Source organism: Alteromonas sp. I10 (assembly GCF_003201515.1).
Classification (GTDB): Bacteria; Pseudomonadota; Gammaproteobacteria; order Enterobacterales; family Alteromonadaceae; genus Alteromonas; species Alteromonas macleodii.
Genome location: NZ_QJJN01000003.1, coordinates 15957 through 38312 on the forward strand (window position 1 = coordinate 15957; position 22356 = coordinate 38312).

General features: G+C 45.4%; 21 protein-coding genes. 10 read left to right on the forward strand and 11 right to left on the reverse strand.

All coding sequences use genetic code 11. From position 1 onward, the window contains the following. The first annotated feature begins 3 nt into the window (after positions 1-3). From BZA03_RS07020 to galE, 7 genes are all read left to right on the forward strand, one after another. Positions 4-1836: a polysaccharide biosynthesis/export family protein gene (locus BZA03_RS07020; RefSeq protein ID WP_110288371.1), complete on the forward strand. Its 1833-nt coding sequence runs from the start codon at positions 4-6 to the stop codon at positions 1834-1836. A gap of 2 nt (positions 1837-1838) precedes the next feature. Next, entirely contained in the window at positions 1839-2618 is a 780-nt protein-coding gene (locus tag BZA03_RS07025) for an ABC transporter permease (RefSeq protein ID WP_110288372.1), read from the forward strand. After that, positions 2615-3289: an ABC transporter ATP-binding protein gene (locus BZA03_RS07030; RefSeq protein ID WP_061484965.1), complete on the forward strand. Its 675-nt coding sequence runs from the start codon at positions 2615-2617 to the stop codon at positions 3287-3289. The genes BZA03_RS07025 and BZA03_RS07030 overlap by 4 nt, the downstream gene beginning before the upstream one ends. A 12-nt stretch (positions 3290-3301) precedes the next feature. Next, positions 3302-4420: a capsule biosynthesis protein gene (locus tag BZA03_RS07035; protein WP_069943856.1), complete on the forward strand. Its 1119-nt coding sequence runs from the start codon at positions 3302-3304 to the stop codon at positions 4418-4420. Between the two features lie 217 nt (positions 4421-4637). Next, positions 4638-6158 carry a peptide MFS transporter gene (locus BZA03_RS07040; RefSeq protein WP_014975839.1) on the forward strand — a complete coding sequence of 507 codons (1521 nt, stop codon included), beginning with the start codon at positions 4638-4640 and terminating at the stop codon, positions 6156-6158. Between the two features lie 100 nt (positions 6159-6258). Beyond that, positions 6259-6561 carry a DUF6170 family protein gene (locus tag BZA03_RS07045; protein WP_014978531.1) on the forward strand — a complete coding sequence of 101 codons (303 nt, stop codon included), beginning with the start codon at positions 6259-6261 and terminating at the stop codon, positions 6559-6561. Next, a complete protein-coding gene (galE, locus tag BZA03_RS07050) occupies positions 6558-7580 on the forward strand; it encodes a UDP-glucose 4-epimerase GalE (RefSeq protein WP_110288373.1) in 1023 nt (340 codons plus the stop codon). Before BZA03_RS07045 ends, galE begins: the two co-directional genes overlap by 4 nt. 184 nt (positions 7581-7764) lie before the next feature. On the opposite strand, the gene BZA03_RS07055 is transcribed toward galE, so the two are convergent. The 10 genes from BZA03_RS07055 to ccmA form a co-directional block, all read right to left on the reverse strand. Next, on the reverse strand, positions 7765-8709 hold the full coding sequence (locus BZA03_RS07055) for a VacJ family lipoprotein (RefSeq protein ID WP_110288374.1): 945 nt from the start codon (positions 8707-8709) through the stop codon (positions 7765-7767). A 2-nt stretch (positions 8710-8711) separates the two neighbouring features. Next, complete coding sequence (ccmI, locus tag BZA03_RS07060; protein WP_110288375.1) at positions 8712-10022, reverse strand: c-type cytochrome biogenesis protein CcmI; 1311 nt, start codon at positions 10020-10022, stop codon at positions 8712-8714. After that, positions 10019-10510, reverse strand: a complete 492-nt coding sequence (locus tag BZA03_RS07065; RefSeq protein ID WP_110288557.1) for a cytochrome c-type biogenesis protein — start codon at positions 10508-10510, stop codon at positions 10019-10021. Before BZA03_RS07065 ends, ccmI begins: the two co-directional genes overlap by 4 nt. Positions 10511-10512: 2 nt before the next feature. Beyond that, positions 10513-11214 (reverse strand): redoxin family protein, encoded by a 702-nt coding sequence (locus BZA03_RS07070; RefSeq protein WP_110288376.1) that lies wholly within the window; start codon positions 11212-11214, stop codon positions 10513-10515. After that, positions 11214-13271, reverse strand: coding sequence for a heme lyase CcmF/NrfE family subunit (locus BZA03_RS07075; RefSeq protein ID WP_075176085.1), 2058 nt, complete (start codon positions 13269-13271; stop codon positions 11214-11216). Before BZA03_RS07075 ends, BZA03_RS07070 begins: the two co-directional genes overlap by 1 nt. A gap of 3 nt (positions 13272-13274) precedes the next feature. After that, positions 13275-13769: a cytochrome c maturation protein CcmE gene (gene ccmE, locus BZA03_RS07080; RefSeq protein WP_110288377.1), complete on the reverse strand. Its 495-nt coding sequence runs from the start codon at positions 13767-13769 to the stop codon at positions 13275-13277. Between the two features lie 74 nt (positions 13770-13843). After that, the gene (gene ccmD, locus BZA03_RS07085; protein ID WP_014975830.1) at positions 13844-14053 is read right to left on the reverse strand and encodes a heme exporter protein CcmD; all 210 of its coding nucleotides are present in this window, start codon (positions 14051-14053) and stop codon (positions 13844-13846) included. Position 14054: 1 nt separating this feature from the next. Further along, positions 14055-14846: a heme ABC transporter permease gene (locus BZA03_RS07090; RefSeq protein WP_110288378.1), complete on the reverse strand. Its 792-nt coding sequence runs from the start codon at positions 14844-14846 to the stop codon at positions 14055-14057. Further along, the gene (gene ccmB / locus BZA03_RS07095; RefSeq protein ID WP_110288379.1) at positions 14846-15511 is read right to left on the reverse strand and encodes a heme exporter protein CcmB; all 666 of its coding nucleotides are present in this window, start codon (positions 15509-15511) and stop codon (positions 14846-14848) included. The genes BZA03_RS07090 and ccmB overlap by 1 nt, the downstream gene beginning before the upstream one ends. Continuing rightward, the gene (gene ccmA, locus BZA03_RS07100; protein ID WP_075176082.1) at positions 15511-16134 is read right to left on the reverse strand and encodes a cytochrome c biogenesis heme-transporting ATPase CcmA; all 624 of its coding nucleotides are present in this window, start codon (positions 16132-16134) and stop codon (positions 15511-15513) included. The genes ccmB and ccmA overlap by 1 nt, the downstream gene beginning before the upstream one ends. A 280-nt stretch (positions 16135-16414) precedes the next feature. Between ccmA and BZA03_RS07105 the strand changes: the two genes are divergently transcribed. Together BZA03_RS07105 and BZA03_RS07110 are read left to right on the forward strand one after the other, a co-directional pair. After that, positions 16415-19012, forward strand: a complete 2598-nt coding sequence (locus BZA03_RS07105; RefSeq protein WP_181417282.1) for a flagellar hook-length control protein FliK — start codon at positions 16415-16417, stop codon at positions 19010-19012. Positions 19013-19023: 11 nt separating this feature from the next. Then, entirely contained in the window at positions 19024-19341 is a 318-nt protein-coding gene (locus tag BZA03_RS07110) for an EscU/YscU/HrcU family type III secretion system export apparatus switch protein (RefSeq protein ID WP_014948509.1), read from the forward strand. 31 nt (positions 19342-19372) lie between these two features. On the opposite strand, the gene BZA03_RS07115 is transcribed toward BZA03_RS07110, so the two are convergent. Continuing rightward, complete coding sequence (locus BZA03_RS07115) at positions 19373-21325, reverse strand: beta-propeller domain-containing protein (protein WP_110288380.1); 1953 nt, start codon at positions 21323-21325, stop codon at positions 19373-19375. Positions 21326-21408: 83 nt separating this feature from the next. On the opposite strand from BZA03_RS07115, the gene BZA03_RS07120 reads away from it, so the two are divergent. Continuing rightward, the gene (locus BZA03_RS07120) at positions 21409-22353 is read left to right on the forward strand and encodes a MipA/OmpV family protein (RefSeq protein ID WP_181417283.1); all 945 of its coding nucleotides are present in this window, start codon (positions 21409-21411) and stop codon (positions 22351-22353) included. Positions 22354-22356: the final 3 nt, after the last annotated feature.

Here is a 22356-nt window from a genome sequence, read left to right on the forward strand (position 1 = left end):
TAAATGCAGTCAACCAGCATCAAAAAAACTTTAAAGCGCCTGACGCTAGCGGCTTGTGCAACGTCACTTCTTTTCGCTTATGTGGGCACTGCAAGCGCGCAAAGCGTGGAACAATTGCAGCAATTAAGAGAAAGAGCTCAGCAGAGCCAGAGTAGCGGCATTGCTAATCAGTCCGTATCGCCACTGAGTATTTCAACCCAGCGAACGCTTCCAGGCGCTAGCGGTTCTGCGAATACCATGGGACAGTTTTCAACCCAGCCTCGTAATGGCGTAAACTTACCTGGCGAGCCAACTATTGATACTGTTTTTCCTGCGCAAGCGCCTATGGAAAACCCACCTTTTGCAGCCAACTTATTTATTGGTGGATTTGAGTCAGAACGCAGCACAGGTCTTAATGATAACTATCTCGTTGCACCGGGAGATAAAATTTCAATATGGCTGTGGGGGGCGGTTAACTTTTCTGACGTAGTAACCGTTGATAATCAAGGCAATATTTTTATTCCTAACATTGGTCCTATCCGTGTTGCAAATACACCTGCTGGCAGTGTAAATCAAACCGTTACTGCAAAAATCAGACAGGTTTATACAAACGATGTAAATGTTTACGTTAACCTTCTTACATCAACGCCCGTGTCAATTTTCGTTTCTGGCCCGGTGCTAAGACCTGGTCAATATGCAGGCCTCGCCTCAGATAGCGTGCTGTATTACCTAAAACGCGCTGGTGGTATTGATTTTCAGCGCGGAAGTTTTAGGCAGATAGACGTAGTGCGCAATGGTAAAGTAGTCGCTACTGCCGATTTATATGCATTTTTCAGAAATGGTAAGTTGCCTCAGATGTCGTTTAAAGATGGCGATACCATATTAGTGCACCCAATTGGCAACACTATTGTCGTTGAAACAGGCGCTCGAAATAGCTTCACCTTTGAGTTTCTTAACGAAGAATTGAACGGCGGCGTGGTGAATTACTTTGCGCGACCAGGTGAGTTTTCCTCCCATGCTTCGGTATCTGGTATTCGAAATAACAAACAGTTCGCTCGCTACTTGAGTTTGGATGAATTTGCTTCACTTGAACTAAGTGCAGGCGACACGGTTGAATACCTTGCTGACCACGAACCCCAAATCTATCGCATTAATGTGGCTGGCGCATTTGCTGGCGCATCTCAGATTATGGTTGATAAAGGCACACGCCTTATCGATGTACTAGATCACATCGAAGCAGATACAGCCCTTTCTGATACCCAGAACATTTATCTGTTAAGAGAAAGCGTTGCTGTAAAGCAAAAAGAAATCATCGAAGAAGGTCTTCAGCGTCTTGAGCGGAGCATGTATACCGCTCCCATTAGCTCGACGGGTGAAGGAGCCATCCGTGCCCAAGAAGCTCAGCTTGTCGCTGACTTTATCGCACGTGCTCGCCAAATTGAGCCTCAAGGTAGAGTCGTAGTTTCTGAAAATGGTGATATCGCAAATATTCTGCTAGAACCGAATGACACTATTGTCATCCCAGAGGTAACTGACTTAGTGCACGTAGGTGGTGAAGTGTTACTTCCTCAGTCAGTAGTCTTTAACCCAGAAGCCACGACTGAAGATTATGTTGCTTGGGCCGGCGGATTCACTGAACGTGCTGAAGACGAACGAATCCTTATTGTTCGTAAGAATGGTAATGTTACCTTTACTAGCATCAACAGCTCATTCCTAGCTAGCAACGATAGTAAGTTAGAACCAGGTGATCAGATCATCGTATTGCCTGCTATCGATACCAAGCTATTGCAAGCGGTTAAAGACATTACTCAGATTGTTTATCAGATTGCTATTGCAGCCAACGTAGCTACTAACTAAACATGGTAACGTTTAAAGACCAACTCTACGCATGGAGAGGCGTGATATTCGCGCTTTTCCTGCGCGAGCTTCAAAGTAAATTTAACGATAAATTTGGCTTAGGCTGGGCATTTTTAGAGCCTTTTGCCTTTATCTTCGCGCTGTCATACCTTCGTGGACTGATCAGCGGCGATGATATCCACTCTATTCCTCTTTTTCTGTTTATGATGATCGGAATGGTCGGGCTGCAGTCTTTGACTACATGCCTCCAGTCAGTATCAACTTCTGTGCGCAGAAATAAGCCGCTCTATGCGTTCAGACAGGTTCAACCTATTTCAGCGATACTCACAGCGGGCTTCCTCGAGTTTTCAGTAAAGGTAGTGGTTGTCGCATTACTATGTCTTGCGCTTTACCTGATGGGCGAGACCTTTACGGTAAATGACCCGTTGCTGCTGATATCTCTGTTTCTTCTTTTGTGGGTATTTTCAATATCCATAGGGATGATTTTTGCTATCGCTGCCGCATTCGTGCCGGAAGTGGATAAGATAAAATCAATGCTTACCCGCCCATTAATGTTTATTTCATGCGTTTTTTTCAGTCTTCAAGATCTGCCTGAAGAGTATTGGCCTTACTTAACGTGGAATCCTCTTGTTCATTTCAATGAACTCGCCCGTTACGCCTGTTTCGAATCCTATGGAACAAAGGGCGTATCCCTTGGCTTTCTAGTTGAGATTACCATAATTTTTCTCTTCCTAAGCCTTTCGATGTATCACATCACATGGAAGAAGGTGTTGTCTCGATGATAAGAATTGAGAATCTAACAAAGAGTTACCCCAGTAAAATGGGCCCTCAATATATCTTCAAAAATTTGAATTTTGATTTTCCTACGGAAAACAACGTCGCAATTTTGGGTAAAAATGGCGCGGGTAAGTCGACTCTTTTCCGTATGCTAGCAAAAAGCGAATACCCTGACAGAGGCCGAGTTTTAACGAATAAATCCATGTCGTGGCCGGTTGCCCTTCAAACAGGTGTACACCCGCAAATGACAGGGCGAGAAAATACGCGGTTTGTGGGCCGAATTAACAACGTCAAATCGCTTCCAGAATACGAAGAGCGAGTGCAAGAGTTTGCCGAGTTAGGTAAACGCTTCGACCTTCCCGTGCGCACATACTCCTCAGGTATGCGCGCCAAACTCGTGTTTGCGTGCTGTATGAATATCAATTTTGATATTTACCTTATCGATGAAGCGACATCTGTAGGCGATCCTCTTTTTAGAAAAAAAGCGCGTTTATCGCTAAAAGAAAAAAGTGAACAAGCGGGCGTTATTATGGTTAGCCATGAACTTGACCAAATCCGCGAGTTCTGTACGTCTGCCGTTATCATAGATGAAGGCAAACTTACTTATTATCACGATCTCGAAGAAGGCATCGACGTTTATACGCAGGATGCAGACAATAAGAAATCACTTAAATAGGTTCAAATCACAGTGGAAAAATCTCTTACACAGCTCAATGCCCTTCTCAGCAAACACAAAATGCTGTTGCTTGTTCTTCCATGGGTGCTTTACGCCCTATATCTTGTTTTATGGGCTGCACCTCAATACGAAAGTAAAAGCCAACTTATTGTAAAATCAAGTGACGGCGGCAGTAGCTTCGACCCCTCATCTCTCTTGATGGCAGCTGGTGTTTCTGGTGCATCCGGCGGCACGGAAAGTCAGCTTGTAGAAGCGTATATTCAGTCTGCAGATATGATTAAGTATCTCGATGAGACTATTGGCCTTCGAGATCATTACATGTCAGACAAAGCCGATTTGTTTAGCGGCCTGTCATCTTCACACAAGCAAGAGGACTTTTATCAGTTTTATCTGAACCATATTGAAGTTAGCGTGGACTCGGCATCTTCTGTCATCAGTTTGCGAACCCGCGCTTTTGACGCTGAATATGCCCAAATAATAAACCAAGCTATAGTTGATAAAGCGGAAGAGTTTATCAATAACATCAACAACAACTTAGCTAAATCAAAGCTTACGTTTGCCAAGGGTGAACACGAGATTGTTGAACAAAAACTTCAACAAGCAAAAACTGAAATTTTAGGCTTCCAATCCAAGTACAACGTGCTCGACCCTACTGCTGAAGGTGCAGCGTTTCAGCAAATCGCTTTTTCATTGGAAGCGACCCTTGCCCAGAAAAAAGCTGAGCTAAGCACAATGTCGACCATGATGTCTAACGTCGCACCAGAAGTGATAAACATTAAGCGTGAAATAGCTGCACTACAAAAAGAAGTAGAAAAGCAAAAAGAGCGTATCAGTACCGCTGAAGGAGAAAGTGAAGCCCTGTCAGTCAGTGAATTAATGGCGCAATACAGTAACCTTCAGGTGCAGCTTCAATTGGCTATTCAAGCGTACTCTTCATCGCTTATTACACTAGAAAACGCGCGCGTAGAGGCATACCAAAAACTGCAACATTTGGTAACCGTAGAATCACCTACCCTTCCAGATGATAATGCTTACCCCACGGTTATCTATAACCTTGTTCTTTTTGGTGTGTCATTGCTGCTTATTTATGGAATAGTACGAATTGTAGTAGCTACTATCCGCGAGCTTTAGTGCCTCCATCTATTTAGCAAGCCAACTCTTCAATCGGCTAAGTCGTACAAGACTTAGCCGATTGACACCGCTTTGATGAAGTTTGTCGCCCAAATCTTGTGTCTTTAAGCAAGCTCTAGTATAAGAAGCTATCCGCCTTACGGACGACTATCAAAGAGCCTATCCTATAAGTGCTCTACAATAACAACCATAAGCAATATGGAATTAAAATATAATTATGAAACCATCTAACGATACTAGCTTTTTCGGCCATCCAGGGGGCCTAAGAACGCTATTCTTTACAGAAATGTGGGAGCGCATGAGTTACTACGGTATGCGCGCGCTACTTGTTCTTTTCATGACCGCGAGCTTACAGACACAAGGCTTGGGCTTTACCGTTGCAACCGCTGGCGCAATCTACGGCCTATACACAGGTGCGGTATATTTCCTAGGCTTACCGGGCGGGTGGTTAGCAGACCGCTTAATTGGTGGTAAGAACGCCGTATGGTATGGCGGTATTATTATCTTCGCAGGCCACGTGGTACTTGCCATAGACTTGCAAAACCTTTTCTTTGTCGGCCTTATCCTTGTTGCTTCGGGAACCGGCTTACTAAAACCTAACATTTCTGCGATGGTTGGCCAGCAATATGGTGACGACGACGGCCGTCGTGACAGTGGTTATGCGCTGTATTACATGGGCATTAACATAGGTTCACTCATCGCCTATCTAGTTACCGGTTATTTACAGGAAAACTGGGGCTGGCACTATGCATTTGGTGCAGCTGCCATCGGTATGGCAATCGGCCTAATTCAATATTACTTCAGCAATCGTTCGTTATCGGCTGATTCTGTTGCTCCCGCAAACCCATATCAAGGTGCGGCTAAACAGCGCGCATGGATGGGCGTATGGGCAGTAATTGCACTTGCTGTTGTGGTAATTGTGCTTGCACACATGGGCACTATCGTTATTGAACCAGTTGCCCTTGCTCAACAAGTTGCCATCGTATTTACCGCAATCTTCTTCCTTTACTTCGGTTTTATTTATTTCAAAGGCCAGCTAAGCGACAATGAGAAAAAGCGCATGTGGGCGCTGTTCCTAGTGTGTGTTGCTTCAGCGTGTTTCTGGTCTGGTTTCGAACAGGCTGGTTCTTCACTAAACCTATTCGCACAGAACTATACCGACCGCGTACTTGAAAGCGGCTCGCTACTTACATCTTGGTTCGGGATGGACGCTATCCCAACAGTATGGTTCCAGCTTTCAAACTCGCTATTTATCATTATTTTGTCGCCTTTCTTCGCTGCTCTTTGGATTAACCTTGCTAAGAGAATGATCGACCCGTCGTACACGATTAAGTGTGCCGTAGGTATCGTTATTATGGCGTCGGGCTTCTTGGTAATGTTTATGGCGTCTCAATATGCTGCACAAGGCCTTAAAGTTGCGCCTATGTGGCTCGTCACTACCTACTTCTTACACACTGTTGGTGAGCTGTGCCTAAGCCCTGTTGCACTAAGTGCAGTAAGTAAGCTATCGCCTAAGCGTTTCGCAGGGCAAATGATGGGGGTATTCGTACTGACTTACTCTATTGGTAACATCATTGCTGGCTTACTTTCAGGTAACTTCGACCCAGAAAACGTAGAGCAAATGCCAGACCTGTATCTTCAGATTGCCCTATTTAGCATCGCCATTGCCATCGTGATTGGTTTAATGAGCTTTAAATCTCGTTTCTGGGAAAAAGCAGGTATTGAACAAAAAGCGTAATTTATTGTTAGCATGTTTTAAGTGCTGACCAATTACCCTACAATAGCCGCCGCAACGTAACGTTCCGGCGGTTTTTTATTAAGGGCATTTGCATAAACCTATGAAGTTTTATTTTTCTACCAGAGACATTCCTGCCTTAAAAGGTCTTCCACTGACAGAGCGCGTTAAGTTGCTTGATCAGGCCGCAAAGCGGCTATCTGTCCCTGAGAAGACTTTACTGAATGTGCTAAAGTTACTCGTCATTGTCCCCGTATTCGCATTTATTCTTCAAACCGCGTCAAATTGGACCTCGCTACTGTGGGCTTTTGTGGTATTTTTAGTTTATCCATTGGTTGTTAAACCTATTCAATATTCCATCTGCGCTAAATACATTGCGCAACCGTCTAGCAAGGAGAATGCATGAAGACCATCTTAGTCACTGGTGGTGCAGGCTATATAGGTAGTCACACAGTTTTACAGTTACTTGAACAAAACTACGGTGTTGTAGTGCTGGATAATCTTGCAAACGCAAGTGCTGAATCACTTCGTCGCGTAGAAGCGTTAACAGGCAAGTCGGTTACTTTTGTTCAAGGTGACATTCGCGATACCGCCGTGTTAGATGACATATTCAGCGAGCATAACATTTATGCCGTTATTCACTTTGCCGGTTTAAAAGCCGTCGGCGAGTCTGTGCAAAAGCCACTTTCATACTATGAAAACAACGTGTACGGCACGCTAACGCTATGTAAAGCTATGCAGAAGCACAATGTAAAGAATATTGTGTTTAGCTCATCTGCAACGGTTTACGGCGATCCAGCATCGCTACCGCTACGTGAAGATATGGCCACAGGCCACCCGACAAACCCTTATGGTATGTCGAAGCTTATGGTTGAGCATATGCTTAGCGATCTTTACGTATCGGACAACGAGTGGAACATTGTATTGCTTCGCTACTTCAATCCCGTTGGCGCACACGAATCTGGCCAGATCGGTGAAGATCCGAACGGTATTCCGAACAACTTAATGCCTTATATCTCTCAGGTTGCTACCGGTAAGCTAGAGCAGCTAAGCGTGTTCGGTGACGACTACGATACCGTTGATGGCACAGGCGTTCGCGACTATATCCATGTTGTTGACCTTGCCAATGGTCACTTGAAAGCACTTGATCGTTTAAACCTTAACATGGGCTTAGACAAATACAATCTGGGTACAGGTCAGGGTTATTCAGTCATCGAAATGATCAAAGCTTTCGAAAAAGGCTCGGGTAAAACCGTATCCTATAAGATTGCACCGCGTAGAAGCGGCGATGTAGCAGCCTGTTATGCCGACTCAACAAAAGCTGCTACAGAGCTTAACTGGCATGCAGAAAAAGGCTTGGAAGACATGTGTGCCGACACATGGAACTGGCAGTCACAAAACCCGATGGGCTATCCAAAGGATTAGCTTGTCGTTTGAACGCTGCCGATAGGCCTGTTCAAATTACCAGAACTAAAAAGCCATGCTGTTGAGCATGGCTTTTTTTGTGCAGGCATTTATAGCTTGAGTGACGTTGAAGTTGAGGTTAGATAACAATAACTAAACCCTGCCCCGAACTTTATCCAACATCGTTTTAATTATTACTCTTGCTCTATTTGCCGTCTTTCGACTTGGCGTCTTTTTCTTTTAGCTTAGCTTTCTCACTGACATCAACTGACGAATCTTCTGAATCTGTCGACTCATCAACACCTTCTTCCGACGTTTCTTCATAGCTATCAAAGTCATTGTCTTCCAGCATTGCTTCAAAATCAGCAAAGTCATCTAGCTGCTCATCATCAATGGCTTTATCGCCGCTTTTACCGTCGGTAACGCGAAACTCCAAGTTTTCAAAGTAAGCATTTTTCACAAAAGCATAGTCATCAACAGACTGCTCAAGCTGCGCCTCTTGATCAAGTAATTGAGCTCGTGTTTCAAGTACCGAAATGCCAATACGCGCTAAGTTTACAGACCCTTCGAGTAACGACATTGGAAACGCAAAACCGTCAACATAATCACCGGTGAAGCTTCGCGGATCGCTTGGGCCTAAAAACGGCAGCATTAAGAAAGGCCCAGTATCTAATCCCCATACAGCTAGAGTTTCACCAAACTGCTCGCGTTTACGCTCAATGCCAATTTTTGACGCGACATCAAACGTGCCAACTAACCCTACTGTGGTGTTAATCAAAAAACGAGCCAAGCTATCTAAGCCATCATCAACCTTGCCTTGAAACATATTATTCAAAAAGTTCGCAGGCTCTTGTAGGTTGTCCGTGATGTTCACCAAACCAGTTCGCGCAGGCTGAGGCATCACAGTCACGTAGGTAACGGTTATTGGGCGTAAGATGTAGGCATCCAACACATCCCAGTTAAAATCCCAGATTTCACGGTTAACTGGCTCGAACGGGTCACGGGGGTCTGAAGTATCCACTACAGCCTGGTTCGACCCAGTGTCTTGAGAATACGCTTGAGCCTGATCTTGCGTATGGTTACTCGCACAGCCACCTAAAAGACTTGCAGCAATAATCAACCCGGTTGCGAGTGATTTAGACAGTTCCATACTTATAATTCCTTATCAATAATAACGCTTAGTGAAGATGTTTCGTTGGCAGTAACGCTTGCGCTCACACTGCCTTGCCATTCGCCTTTTGAAACTGCCACATTACCATCTTTAGATAGTCTTGCGGTAACCACCACATCAGAAAGTGTTGCTAGCGTGAATTGTGGCATCATTGCGTTCTCTGTGGTTAGAGTAACGGAAACAGGGAAGTCTTCTATCGGCAGTTTAACCACAGCAGCAGGCATTTTGTTGTCAGAGTTCGCATCTTGAGCGAACACTATCAAGAAACCGTCTTTAGGCGCTTTTATATTAGCGTCGTCAGATAAATTCACCGTAATATTAAAGCCGGTTTGCGCTTCGCTGCTATAACTTTGAGCTTCGCTACTAGCATTTTGCGCTGTTGGTGTATCAGTAATTTCAGCACCTGTATTTTGTAGCGCTGCCATCTCACTGGTATTCCCTTGTAGCTCTTTTATACGCGCCACTAAACGTTGCGCCATATCGCTATCAGCTGGTAACTTACCTTCAACTTGCTTATAAAAACGCTGGGTATTTTCAAGGTCGCCAAGTTGAGCAGAGACCACCGCCATCATCAGCGCAAGGTTATCATTCGCTGGATTGTCGTTAAGCAAGCCTAATAAGATAGATTGCGCTCGTTCCAGGTTGTTTACATCCCCTGTGGTCATCAAAGCTTGAGCAAGCGTAATGCGATTAGCAGAGTTAGATGGCGCCAAACTCACCGCTTTATCAATAGCTTCAATGGCCTGTACTTCTTGGCCAATACTCAGCATCAATCTGCCAAAATACATCCATCCTGTGTCGTCTTCGGGCTCTTCTCTCAAACGCTGGCGTATAGCAAGAGCAAGGCTAGCAATGTCTTGTTGAGTCAGGTTATTCGCATTACCGCTAGCAAGCTGTTGACTCAACTGGGGCAGCGCTTCAATAGCTTGGGCTGCCTGGGCAACACGACCCATTTGATTTACCTGCGCATATACAATCACTCCGCAGGCTATCGAAAGCACGGCGCCAATCGCGAGCGGAAGTTTTGCATTACCCGTTTTATGAGATTGGAACGCGCTTTCATCTACCAGCGCAAGCTTGAGTTCATCAACGGCTTGGCGCTTATCGTGCTCGCTAATGAGCCCTTCTTGCACTTCACGGTCGAGCTCTGCAAGGCGCTGCTTAACAATTTGCGTATTGCTTAAACTATCTTGTTTTGCGTGATTTTTATTACGCAGCCATGGGAAAGCGACAATTAGTAGAACAAGCGTAATTAAGCCTGAAACAATAATATAAAACTCAGACCAACTCATTCTTTCTCTCGCTCCAACATTTCATCTGCTTTAGCTAACTTAGCAGCCATATCTTCTGGTGGTGTTACCGATTTGCGGCGAACCACCACAATTAGGGCAATAAAAATAAACAAAACAGGGCCAGCCCAAAGCCACAAGGTCGCAGCCGTTACCGGCGGTTGATAGTGCACAAAATCGCCATAGCGCGACTTCATAAAATCAATCACCTCCTGCTCTGTTTTGCCTTGTTTTAACAACGCGTAAACTTTTCGGCGCATGTCATGGGCAATCATAGCGTCGCTATCAGCAATATTCTGGTTTTGACACATAGGACATCGTAATTCAGCGGTAAGCTTTAAAAAGCTTTCACGCTGGGCTGGCGTGTCGAAAGAAAACTTATCTTCAGCCGCACTTACTGAAAAAGCGCTAAACACAAACAGCAGTGCTAAAACGTTTAGGGCAATGGCTTTCAAACTCGCGAAACTAAGGGAGGAAGTTTTTGATAACATCATTATTCCCCTCCCTGTGTAATTGCAGTGCTTTGATTATTCTTTTCATTAAGCGTGTTCGACAATGTAGGCTCTGAGGCCATCACTGCATCTACATCTACCTTTTTGTCATTACCTGTTTTGCCAGACGCTTCTGCCACCAGCTTGGTATATAACGGGCCAACTTTGGAGTTCCACACCCGCTCGTTAATATCGCCTATGTGGTGCATACGAATAATGCCTTCAGCGTCGATAACAAAGTGTTCTGGCGCTCCTGTGACTCCAAGGTCGAGCGACGTATCGCGATAGACATCAAAAATATTATACGCGTAAGGGTTACCGTAACGGCTGAGCATGTCGGTAACTTCTTGCTGAACGCGGCTCAGTGTTTTTGTGCCAAAGTCTGGGTCTAAGTCCTGATCAAAATACAATCCTACAATGTGGACGTTTTGTTCGTTCTTTAGCTGAGTAAGGTACGGCATCTCAACAGCGCAGGTCACGCACCATACACCCCATACATTTAATATGGTTACCTTGCCTTTTAAATCTTCAGGTGTATAGGTCACCTCTGGTTTCATCAGGTCTGGCAGTGAGAATGCAGGTAACGTCTTATCCTGAACCTGAGAATCTAACTCTCTGGGGTCAGAAAAAAGCCCTTTAAACAGAAAAATGACCAGCAAAGAAAATAACACTAACGGAATAGCAACGAGTGGTGCTTTTTTCATTATGCGCCTCCTTTCACTGACGTATTTGATGGAGTGGATACTTGACCATGAGATTGCTCAGCGTCGCTTTCACCTTTCCCACCAAATACACGTTTTATCTTTTTTACTTTAGCCATACGGTAACGTTTGTCGCTAATAGAGAAGATACCGCCTATAGCCATAACCACTGCGCCCGCCCATAGCCAGATTACAAATGGCTTAATATAAATACGGATGGCCCATGCGCCATTGTCTAAAGGCTCGCCCATAGCGATAAATAAATCTCTTATAGGATTTGAGTGAATAGCGGCTTCAGTCATCGGCATACGCTGTACGATATACAAACGCTTTTCTGGCTCTAGATGCGCGATCAATTCACCGTCTTGATAAACGTCGAATACGCCTTTGTCCGCCTCAAAGTTCGGACCTTGAACTTTGACGACATCTCTAAAGCTAAAGTCATAACCGCCAAGAGAAACGGTATCGCCGATGTCCATGCGCACATCCCGCTCCATTTCGTAGTTTGAAACAAGGGTAATACCGATAATGCAGATAGCAAAACCCACATGGCCCAGCACCATTCCCCAGTGGCTTGGAGTAAGCTTGCGAAGTTTAGCTAGCACCGATGCATTGTCACTGTTACTTGATGGCATTGCCGATAGACGCTGCATCACCTCTTGCACTGTAGTGACTAAGATCCAAAACACTAACACCATGCCTAAAACGCCCATATAGGTTGGTTCATCATAGGCAAAGTTCACTAACACACCTGCACTTAGCGCAATACCGCCAGCGATTAATAGCTGTTTTTGTAATTCACTGGCTTTTTGCTGTTTCCAGCGCGTAAGCGGGCCAAGACCTAGCATTAGTACGAATGGCACAATCAATAACGTGAACATTTGATTGAAGAACGGAGCGCCTACCGAAATACTGCCTAGACCTAACTCTTTATGTACAAGAGGCAGTAGTGTACCCAACAATACAACCAGTGTTGCTGCGCACAAAAATACATTGTTACCCATTAACAACACTTCACGGGAAAACGCTTGATAGCGGCCAGGGCTTTTAAGTGAAGCAGCACGCATAGCGTAAAGCAGCAAGCCAAAGCCACTAAGAACAATCAATATTCCCAGTATAAATAAGCCTCGGGTAGGATCGCTTGCAAACGAGTGTACCGAAACAATCACTCCAGAACGTACTAAGAAGGTGCCAAGTAAACTCAAACTAAATGCGGCAATAGCCAGCAGTACGGTCCACGACTTAAACGCCTTTCGCTTTTCGGTTACGGCTAGCGAGTGCATTAGCGCAGTACCGACCAACCAAGGCATGAAAGAGGCGTTCTCGACTGGATCCCAGAACCACCAGCCACCCCAGCCAAGTTCGTAATACGCCCACCAGCTACCCAGCGCAATGCCTACGGTAAGAAACGCCCAGGCAGAGATAACCCAAGGCCTTGACCAGCGTGCCCAGGTTGAGTCTAGCTGGCCTGAAATTAATGCTGAAATTGCAAAGGCAAACGCGACAGAAAAGCCAACATAGCCCATGTACAGCATAGGCGGGTGAATGATCATGCCAAAATCTTGCAGCAGCGGATTAAGATCTCGCCCATCGACCGGGAAAAACGGCAGCATGCTGTTGAACGGGTTTGAGGTAAGCAGCATGAATAAGTAAAAACCGATGCCCACCATTCCCAACACCGACAGCACTCTTGCAACCATAGCAAGAGGAATACCCTTGCTGAATATCGCCACTGCTACTGTCCATATGGAAAGCATCAGCACCCACAGCAGAAATGAGCCTTCGTGGCCGCCCCACACAGCGGTAATTTTATAATAGATAGGAAGTCGACTATTTGAGTGCTGGGCAACATAGGCCACACTAAAGTCGTCGGTTACAAAGGCATAGGTTAAGCATACATAGGCAATAAGCGTGAAGGTAAATAAGCCTATCGCCAGCGGTTTGGCCGTTGCCATTAACGCTTCGTGCTGACGGTGAGCGCCCCATAGCGGATAAACGGCCAATAATATAGAGAGCACTAGCGCAAGCGTCAGCGCAATATTTCCAATCTCGGGCACCATTATTTACTTGCCTCCGCTGCCGGTAGTCGACTCGTAGGATGGCATATTTTCAGGTTTAACGTGATTAATGCCCTTCATTTTTTCAGCTAGCTCAGGCGGCATGTATTCTTCATCGTGCTTAGCCAGCACTTCCTGCGCTTTAATGTTGCTCGCGCCAGTGAGTACACCCGTTGCTACAATGCCCTGACCTTCGCGGAATAAATCAGGAAGGATGCCGGTGTAAGTCACGGTAACCGTTGGGCCCGTATCGATAAGGTCAAAGCTCACCGCTAAGCTTTCTTGATCCCTTATCACACTACCAGGCACTACCATACCGCCTATACGAAGACGCTGGCCAACCTGCGGTTTCTGGCCGTTTTTACCTTCAATGATTTCGCTTGGCGTATAGAAAAGGTCAATACTGTCGTTAAGCGCGTAAAGCATCAGTCCAATTGCACTTACTATTAAAAAACCGATAATTCCCACTACGGCTAGTCGCTGCTTTCGTCTCGGGTTCATGCAACTCTCACTTCGAAAAAACTAATAAACAATAAAAACGCAAATGAATGCTAAGTTCACTTTTCACATTAACACTAGGTGTTGTCTTGCTGTTGCTGTCGCGCTTTTTTAATACGCGCTTTGCGTTCTTTTTCCACCACCACCTGCTTTAAAAGGTCGCGATGTTTACTAAAACTCTGAATAGCGATAATGCCCATTGCTAAGAACGTAACGCCAAACGAAAGCCATACATAAAATGCATAGCCTCCCATATTTAAAAAATCGGCAAAGGATTCAAACTGCATCTTAACTGCCCTCTTTTAAACTTGCAGTAGTCGCATCACCAGGTTGTTGATTTAATGCTTTATTCATTGCTAGCGCTTGTACCCAAGGTCGGTGCATTTCTCTAAGCACAATCTCATTACGTAATCGTACCGTGGTCACAGCCCCAATAAAAAAAGCGAAGCCCAGCAGGTTAATTAACAACGGCCACAGCATTTCAGGGGCAATTGAAGGGTTGTCGAATTTACTAATGGTCGCGCCTTGATGTAACGTGTTCCACCATTCTACCGAGTAGTGAATAATGGGGATATTTACTACGCCTACAAGCGCCATTACGCCTGCGGCTTTACCCGCCTGTTGCTTATCTTCAAAAGCACCGTAGAGCGCAATCACGCCCATGTACAAAAAAAGCAGAATAAGTTCTGATGTTAGGCGTGCGTCCCACACCCACCAAGCACCCCACATTGGTTTACCCCAAGCGGCGCCGGTGAACAGAGCAATAAACGTCATTACTGCGCCGATAGGCGCCATAGCAATCATGCTCATATAAGCGGTGCGCCACTGCCAAACCATACCCACCAAGGCCGCAATCGCCATGGCCACATAGGTGCCCATAGACAAAATGGCGCTAGGTACATGGATATAGATGATTCTAAATGAATCGCCCTGCTGATAATCTTGAGGCGCAAAGGCCAGCCCCCATACAGTTCCAATGCTCAGACACACTAAAGCACCAACCCAAAACCAAGGCTGTAAAGTTAAACAAAGCTGATAGGCTCGCTCTGTTTTTGCGTAGGGATGTAACCACTTCCACATTAGTTTTGACTCACTTTTAAAGAATACGCGATGGCAAACGGTGCCAATGCCGCAGCCAATAAAAGAATGGCGGCAATAATAGCAAGTTGCGCATGATAAGGTAATTGCAGTGCGGCAGAATCCACAGCCGACGTGGCAAAAATCAGTAACGGAATAAAGACAGGGATAAGTAGCAGTGCCAACAGCACTCCGCCTTTTTGCAATCCAACGGTAAGCCCTACTGCGATGGCACCAATTAAGGAAAGTAATGGCGTGCCCAATAACAAGGTTAAGACAAGGGCGATATACATATCGACCGTTAAATTCAAAAACATGGCTAGTAGCGGAGACAACAGCAATAATGGTACAAAGCTAACCAGCCAATGGGCAGCCACTTTTACCGCACTCACCGCTGGTAATGGCATACCAGATAACATGTACTGCTCTAGCGCCCCGTCTTGAAAGTCATCGCGAAAAAGCCTTTCCATCGCCATGAGCGATGACAAAATTGCCGCAATCCATATTACCCCTGGTCCAATGCGCTGAAGGGTGTCGGGAGACGGGCTTACACCTAAAGGAAATAAGGTCACCACCATTAGTAAAAACATCAGTGGCTGCACCAATTCCGCTTTTTGCTTGAACGCAATGTGCATATCGCGTTTAAAAATACCTTGATAAAGTGACATTAAAAGCGGTACTCCAAATCGAATACACGGTGTTCCCCAGCAGTTTCTGACAGTGGTTGATGCGAAGTAGTAATGATGAGACCGCCGCGACTTACGTGCTCTTTCATACTTGTTTCAAGTAAGTGAACCCCTTTTACATCAAGCGCAGTAAACGGTTCATCTAATATCCATACCTTTGCTGGCTTAAGCCATAATCTTGATAGCGCCACACGACGCTGTTGACCGGCCGATAAATACCTAACAGGCACATCTTCAAGTCCAACTAATCCCACTTTCTCTAATACATCAAAAAGCGTGTTAACAGGCACCGATACATTATGTTGAGCTAGCCAGAACGATAGATTATCTAGGGCAGAGAGACTGCCGTTAGTTCCGCTTTTATGGCCAAGATAAAAAAGGTCTTGGTAGTAACCTGTCTTGTCCTCTGAAATGTCCATGCCGTTGTACAATACTGCACCTGAATCAGGTGAACTCAGCCCTGTTAAAATGCGCAACAAGCTGGTTTTCCCTGCACCGTTAGGACCGCGTAAATACAGCAACTCACCGGGTTCGACAACCAGTGAAAGCCCTTCAAAAAGGGTTCTGTCTCGTTTGCTGCAGGTTAATTCGCGCGCCTCTAACACTACCTGGCTACTCCAACCTTAAAAAGAGGTTCTAAAAAATGGCGCTAGTCTACCACATGAACGCTTTTTCGCAGTCGCGAATTCCAATTAAATATGATTTACTTCAATGACAAAGGTATTTTTCCTAAGAGCCATCCGTCGTGAGTAAGTGTTATCCCTCCGCCTTAAGGATGAATTCTTTTGCTTGATCTTATCAACTGGTCAATAACGAAACTGCCAAACAGAGCTTTGCTATACTTAAATAAGTAAGGAAAAGCGCGACATTGCCGATATCTCAACTATGACAACACCACTATCATCTCTATTGGCAGCCGCTCTAAATCAAACAACTGGCCCGACGTCGCCTGTCTCGGCCGCTTTATCGTCTACAGATGCCGCTACTCAAGGATCGAGTCGAGGAGCAACGCCTGTGATTGCCAACGCTGCGCTTTCGCAAGCTACCGTTTTAGACAATGCGGCGAAAGTGATAGTTGAACGCTTGCCTGAACGAGTGCTATCGATAACGATGACATCGAGTAATGCATCGTCAAATTTAGCGCCGTCGGTCGCCCAAGTATTGCACGTTGTCTTACCCGCAGAAGTTAGCGCTAAACTCTCCAAACACGCTATTCATAATGCGCAAATTGCTCTTCTGCCCCAAACTTCAGACCAGGTCTCAAACCCAGAAACGAAAAGTGTTCAAAATGCTTTTCAAAGTCAGTTAAGCGCTCAGTCTGCAATACTCCTTTCTACAAGTTTGTCTCAACAAGGCGCGTCATTGTCAGCGCCCGATAAAGCTGTATTACTGAAAGCTGTGGCACAAGCGCTTGCTGCAAATAACGCCGCCGTTACGCTTAAGGGTCAGCTTGCTATTTCTACAAAGAGCGAAAACTTTGGGCAACTCATTCTCACCACGGCTAAAAACGAGGATGTTCCCCTTACAGACATAAACACTGAAAAGCTGGATAGCACGGCGAAAGCAGCGCTTCAAAAGCTGGTCGGCCAGCAGGTCGTTATAGGACTAAGCCGAGCTCGCAACGGTGGAATCGCTCTGCAAATCTCTCAAGGTTTTTCCAATGGAAGCGCTGCCCCAAGAGCCAACCACAATAATTTCGCCGCTATAACCCATAAAAATGTAAGTACCAACTTACAGCAACAGCTAATTTCCAGCGCTCTTAAGCAAGGCGGCGTTGCTGTTGAGCATAACTTGAGCAACCCGCCTCGCCTAAGCGCGCTGTTACAAAGTTCAGGTGCAGACACCAGCGCGTTAAAAGTGCTTTCTGCGTTAACCTTAACGGGTAGCAAACTCTCAATTCGCACTGCTCAACAAAGCGCGTTATTACAAATAAGTTTACCGCAGAGCAAGGCCCCTTCCCTTTCGGCTCCAACTTTGAATCTGGAGCAGGTAAATAAACTTAACCTTACACAATTATCAAAAGTAACGGCGAAAGGGCTCAATGCCGTCACGGGAAATAGCTCGCTCGAAGCCTCTTCATCCATTACAAACCTAAAAGCAGCGGCTCCCACATCGCTTAAAGGAACGGACGTACACAACGCGATTAATACACTTTCTCGGGTATTACTGAGCCAAACAGGCAGTACCAGCCAAGCATTAAGCCAGCTTGTAGCTATTGTTGAGAATGGAAAGTTACCGCCCGGCAGCGGCGCTCCTCAAGTACATGGAGCCCAGCATTTCGATAAAATTTTGCAGCACCTAAAAGGTCTTGATGCACTCAACGCGAAACCTTCGCAAGTCAAAATATCTAATGGAGAGTTTATCGGACCGCCTAAGCCTTCCAGCGAACAACTGCTAGCAACAGCAAAAGCTATATTGACGGAAGGGAAAGAAACCGCTTCAGCAGAGAATTATGGCATGCGAGGAAAAGACGGTGGGAGTAAATCTTCTCTTGTATCACTTGCCTCTATCGCACAAGCGTTAAGCTCACAGGCAAAAGGCTTATCAAATAGCTTACTGAGCAACATCGCTGCTCAACTTGCGGCTACACAAAGTAAAGGCGCAGAGATACCACCAGTGGTTTCAGATAGTCACGTCACTATAGCGGGTTCAAAATCAAACGAAAGTGTAGCTGGCGAGAACGTAGGCGCTGTCGGCGATTTAAAAAACGGCGCGAAAAAACTAACGCCCGATATGAACGAGCAAGGATTGTCGCAACGCTTGCAGCAGCTTATATCCTCACAGGCGCTGGTTACCACACCAATAAACTTATCCTCACCCGTAAACGCTTCCAGCTTCGTTCAAGGGCTGGTCGCCTTAGTTCAATTAGCACTAGCGGGGCGTGCCATGCAGCGTCAGCCTGGCTTAAAAACGCAAATAGATGCGCCTGACTCTATCGTTTCAAAAACGTTAGCGAATATGGGGGTAACGACTCAACCAAGTCGCGTTAGCCAAGACATGAACCAGCTAGACGGCCGACAACAGCTGCTTTCTCAACTTAAAACTCTGCTAAGTAGCCACCAGCAAAACAAAATTGCTAATGTAGATAGCCGTATTCAAGGGCAAGATAGTTTCTATTATGTATTGCCATCACTTTCACAACATCAAAGTCCACCAGAACTCTTGATAAAACGAGAGCAGAGTGGCCAAAACAATAAGCACGCACAAGCAGGGCAGCGTTCTCTTTGGAATATCACGATGAAACTGGATATTGGTGACAGCGGACAAGTGTTGGCAAAATCAAAAATTGATAAAAGCACCATTACTTTAGACTTATATGCATCGAACGATGAAGTACTTAAGCGTATTGGCGATACCCTACCCTATTTACACAATCGTCTTACTTCCCTCGGATTAGTTGTAGAAAATACCAGTTACCAACGGGGACACATACCGGAGTCATTAAATTCGCGCCCTCATCAAATCTTTGAAACTAGGGTTTAGGTAAAGCGTTTATGACTGATTCGCAAAAGACAAAACGCGCCATCGGCCTAAAATATGACGGCGGCGATAAGAAAAACGCACCTAAAGTGGTTGCGAAAGGCTATGGAGATTTGGCGGAAGCCATCATAGCCATGGCTGAAGAAACCGGGATATTAATTCACGAAGACCCATACTTAAGCGAAGTCCTTGCTACCCTTGACGTGGGGCAAGATATCCCTGAATCGCTTTATTATGTGATCGCCGAATTGCTGGCCTACTCTTATGTACTTCAAGGAAAAATCCCTCCCGGTTGGGAGGGAATTATCAAGCGTATCGACTTTGAAGTGTAGCAAACGCTTTAGTTAAACCACTTGCGCTATTTCAGTACGGCCCGTCGATTGGGGGCTCTTGCTGCCATAGAGCATGATAGACCTTATTTCCTCTAAGGTAGTAAACATGGTCGTTATGTAAAACACTTCGGTCATCGTAACTGCCGTAGTAGTTTTCATTGCCTTGCTGATGATCAATGCTTCCTACCAGCGACAGTGTTCTGTCTTCACTATCTACTTCAAGCATTTGTAAAGCATAGTGCAAAGAGAAAGTGCCTTCGTCACTTATCCATGATTCAGAAGGCAGTGCGAACCGGTACCCCGTCTGCGTCTTTAACACAGATAACGCCCTATAATCATACTCAGCTCCTGTATAGGTATCAGACCATACATATTCATTCAGTAAAATGGGGTTCTCAGGGTCTAATACGTCAAATAAACTAACCTTCATTCCATCCTCCACAGGTGTGGTCATTGGCTGCTCACCAGCCTCTGGAATATTAGCCCCAATCACTTGCTGACCTATCCCTAAAAGCAGCCCATTCTCCATGGGATGCAGGTAACTCGAAAAACCAGGTATAGTAAGCTCCCCGCTAATAAAAGGTGCTTCTGCATCGGAAAGGTCGATGACGTAAAGTGGGTCGACTTGCTCAAAGGTAACAACATACGCTTTGTCTTCAAAAAAACGCACCGCATAAACATCTTCTCCCGGCTTTCCTATTGGTGACGGCTCGTTGTCGTTTGGTAGCGAAGCCACTTCCTCAAGCTTTCGCCCTTGCTGCGTTAGAACATGTAGAAAGTGTTCAGGGTTATCAGCAAGAAGGCCTTCCGTTGTTACCGCCATAAAATAGCCATCGCGTTCAGACATCTTCAGCTGTGGAGAGCTATTCCAACCGAATGAACCTCGTACCTTTCCCGTCGCTTGATATTCAATACCATTCTCTAAAGATACTTTGTGAATGACAGTGTCATTTCCCTGTGTTGCGTGTAAATACATATTATTGTGGGTCATGAACAAGCCCTCGGCTTCAACAATAGTGCATAACGCCGAATAGGTAGACGGAGATGACATATTAATCTTTACCACGCTAAGCATCTGCACGTGCCCATTCTTGCTACTCGCATTTTCAGGTACTAGGCAGTCATCTAAATGATAAAGCGGTGACGATTGTTCATTAATGGTGATATTTGGAACTAATAAGCTGTTGTCCAACTCTAGAAGGCGTCGATAGTACGCCTCGCGACTGCTGTTGCTATCACCAACGGCTGGCAAATTGTCAGCCGTTGGCACATATTGCATAGCTAAATATAAGTCGTTTCCTACACGCCTTGAGCTAATCAGTCGCCCATCAATTTTGAGTTTATAAGGGATGGCGGGGGTCTCTGGTGTGGCAACGTCAATAAACTGAATCTTCGTATCGTTGTCAGGGCTGTTCCATGGGCTTGTAATAGCAACGGCGTCTACCAGTGGATAGTAACCAAATTTACGGGTAATAACGCCTAGACGTTCATCGTGAAGGTACATACCCGTCATTTCATGCTCAGACTCTAGGGGAATGTTTGCGACGACATCAAGGGAAGAGTCGTCCTGACGCTTTAGTATCCGTACTCGATTTTCCGTTCCCGGTTGTGAATCCCACGTTGGTAAGTTTGCAACATATAAATACTCACCGTCATACTCAATACGATCAGCTTCGTCCACACCTTCAATTTGTGTTGTTGTTGTCGAAAATTCAGGTGCTGCAGCCGGTGAATCAGCGCCGTCTCCACTCGTGGAGCTCCTTTGTTGAACGTTTATTATATAAAGTCCGTTTTTAACATACTGACTGGCTGATATATTTGGACTCTGCCCCAACGGAACGTCAGAGGTGGAAGTAAGGGAAAGCTGCATTACATTTTCGTCATCCCCACCATCACCGCTACTACATGCAGTAATCACGCACGTAGAGAAAATCAGTACTGCCATGCATTTTGAAATACCGTCTATCCCGCTTTTAGATTTCATGTTTCATGTCCTTTTTAGTTGAAACGTTGAAATCCATAATAGATTCGTATTACATATCATTCAGATCCAAACTGAATATAAATGTGACAATTTGTAATCGGGTACTGCTTCATACTGAGCAGTTTGGTAATCTTGATACCTCGATTTCGATAAAGGGACTTTGTGTGTTGTCGCGCTTTTTACTTATTTTGTTTTTCGCGAGCGCTTATCACGCCTCAGTAGCGGCCTGTGAAAACAAGCTCGTTTGTATTGAAGAAGACAACTGGTCAATTGGCGTGGCCTTCGGTGCTGGGGCTCGCACTAACCCATTAGTAGATGGCGACGCTATTCCCCTAATAATATTGCCAGACGTTGCTTGGTATGGTGAACATGCATACTTCGACAACGGCGAGTTTGGTTATCAATGGCAGCCCAAACAAGATTTAACAACCGAAGTTTTCCTACGTGCCAACACCGAACGCGCCTATTTCGCATTTTGGCAACCCAGTAATATCTTTTTACCCACAAATAGTGCAACCGATGGTGCAGGTACGCCAAGCCCAGGGAATGGTGAGGAAGATCCTCCTCGTTATATTTCAATAAACGATATCGCACAACGCGATTGGTCACTGGATGCAGGATTGCGCACGAATTGGTTTAACGATAATGATAGGTGGTCGTTTACTTTCATTCATGATGCTCTTGGTGTTCATAATGGCTTTAGTGCAACAGGGCGATATCAGCACAATTTTAATTGGCAAGATTGGGCTCTAACTACTCACTTTTCTGTTACCTATAAAAGTAGTGACTTAATTGACTACTACTACGGTATAAGCCAGCGGGATACTAATGATGAAACACTGTGGTATGGCGCAAGTAGCACAATTCAATTTACCGGGGGAATTCTCTTCAACAAACCGATAAACCAACAGTGGTTTTGGCTTGGTAGAATTCAATTTACGACATTGGGCAGTGGGATGACTGATAGCCCATTGGTATCAAGGCGCCATGTTACCAATATGTTCTTTGGCGTTGGCTACCGGTTTTAGGGT

Bases quoted from the DNA above. Each gene is read 5' to 3' on its own strand.
- BZA03_RS07070 (WP_110288376.1), bottom strand. From the start codon at position 11,214: ATGAAAAAAGCACCACTCGTTGCTATTCCGTTAGTGTTATTTTCTTTG.
- BZA03_RS07045 (WP_014978531.1), top strand. From the start codon at position 6,259: ATGAAGTTTTATTTTTCTACCAGAGACATTCCTGCCTTAAAAGGTCTT.
- BZA03_RS07040 (WP_014975839.1), top strand. From the start codon at position 4,638: ATGAAACCATCTAACGATACTAGCTTTTTCGGCCATCCAGGGGGCCTA.
- BZA03_RS07030 (WP_061484965.1), top strand. From the start codon at position 2,615: ATGATAAGAATTGAGAATCTAACAAAGAGTTACCCCAGTAAAATGGGC.
- ccmE (WP_110288377.1), bottom strand. From the start codon at position 13,769: ATGAACCCGAGACGAAAGCAGCGACTAGCCGTAGTGGGAATTATCGGT.
- BZA03_RS07020 (WP_110288371.1), top strand. From the start codon at position 4: ATGCAGTCAACCAGCATCAAAAAAACTTTAAAGCGCCTGACGCTAGCG.
- ccmD (WP_014975830.1), bottom strand. From the start codon at position 14,053: ATGCAGTTTGAATCCTTTGCCGATTTTTTAAATATGGGAGGCTATGCA.
- BZA03_RS07105 (WP_181417282.1), top strand. From the start codon at position 16,415: ATGACAACACCACTATCATCTCTATTGGCAGCCGCTCTAAATCAAACA.
- galE (WP_110288373.1), top strand. From the start codon at position 6,558: ATGAAGACCATCTTAGTCACTGGTGGTGCAGGCTATATAGGTAGTCAC.
- BZA03_RS07090 (WP_110288378.1), bottom strand. From the start codon at position 14,846: ATGTGGAAGTGGTTACATCCCTACGCAAAAACAGAGCGAGCCTATCAG.
- ccmI (WP_110288375.1), bottom strand. From the start codon at position 10,022: ATGAGTTGGTCTGAGTTTTATATTATTGTTTCAGGCTTAATTACGCTT.
- ccmB (WP_110288379.1), bottom strand. From the start codon at position 15,511: ATGTCACTTTATCAAGGTATTTTTAAACGCGATATGCACATTGCGTTC.
- BZA03_RS07065 (WP_110288557.1), bottom strand. From the start codon at position 10,510: ATGTTATCAAAAACTTCCTCCCTTAGTTTCGCGAGTTTGAAAGCCATT.
- BZA03_RS07110 (WP_014948509.1), top strand. From the start codon at position 19,024: ATGACTGATTCGCAAAAGACAAAACGCGCCATCGGCCTAAAATATGAC.
- BZA03_RS07025 (WP_110288372.1), top strand. From the start codon at position 1,839: ATGGTAACGTTTAAAGACCAACTCTACGCATGGAGAGGCGTGATATTC.
- BZA03_RS07075 (WP_075176085.1), bottom strand. From the start codon at position 13,271: ATGGTGCCCGAGATTGGAAATATTGCGCTGACGCTTGCGCTAGTGCTC.
- BZA03_RS07055 (WP_110288374.1), bottom strand. From the start codon at position 8,709: ATGGAACTGTCTAAATCACTCGCAACCGGGTTGATTATTGCTGCAAGT.
- BZA03_RS07115 (WP_110288380.1), bottom strand. From the start codon at position 21,325: ATGAAATCTAAAAGCGGGATAGACGGTATTTCAAAATGCATGGCAGTA.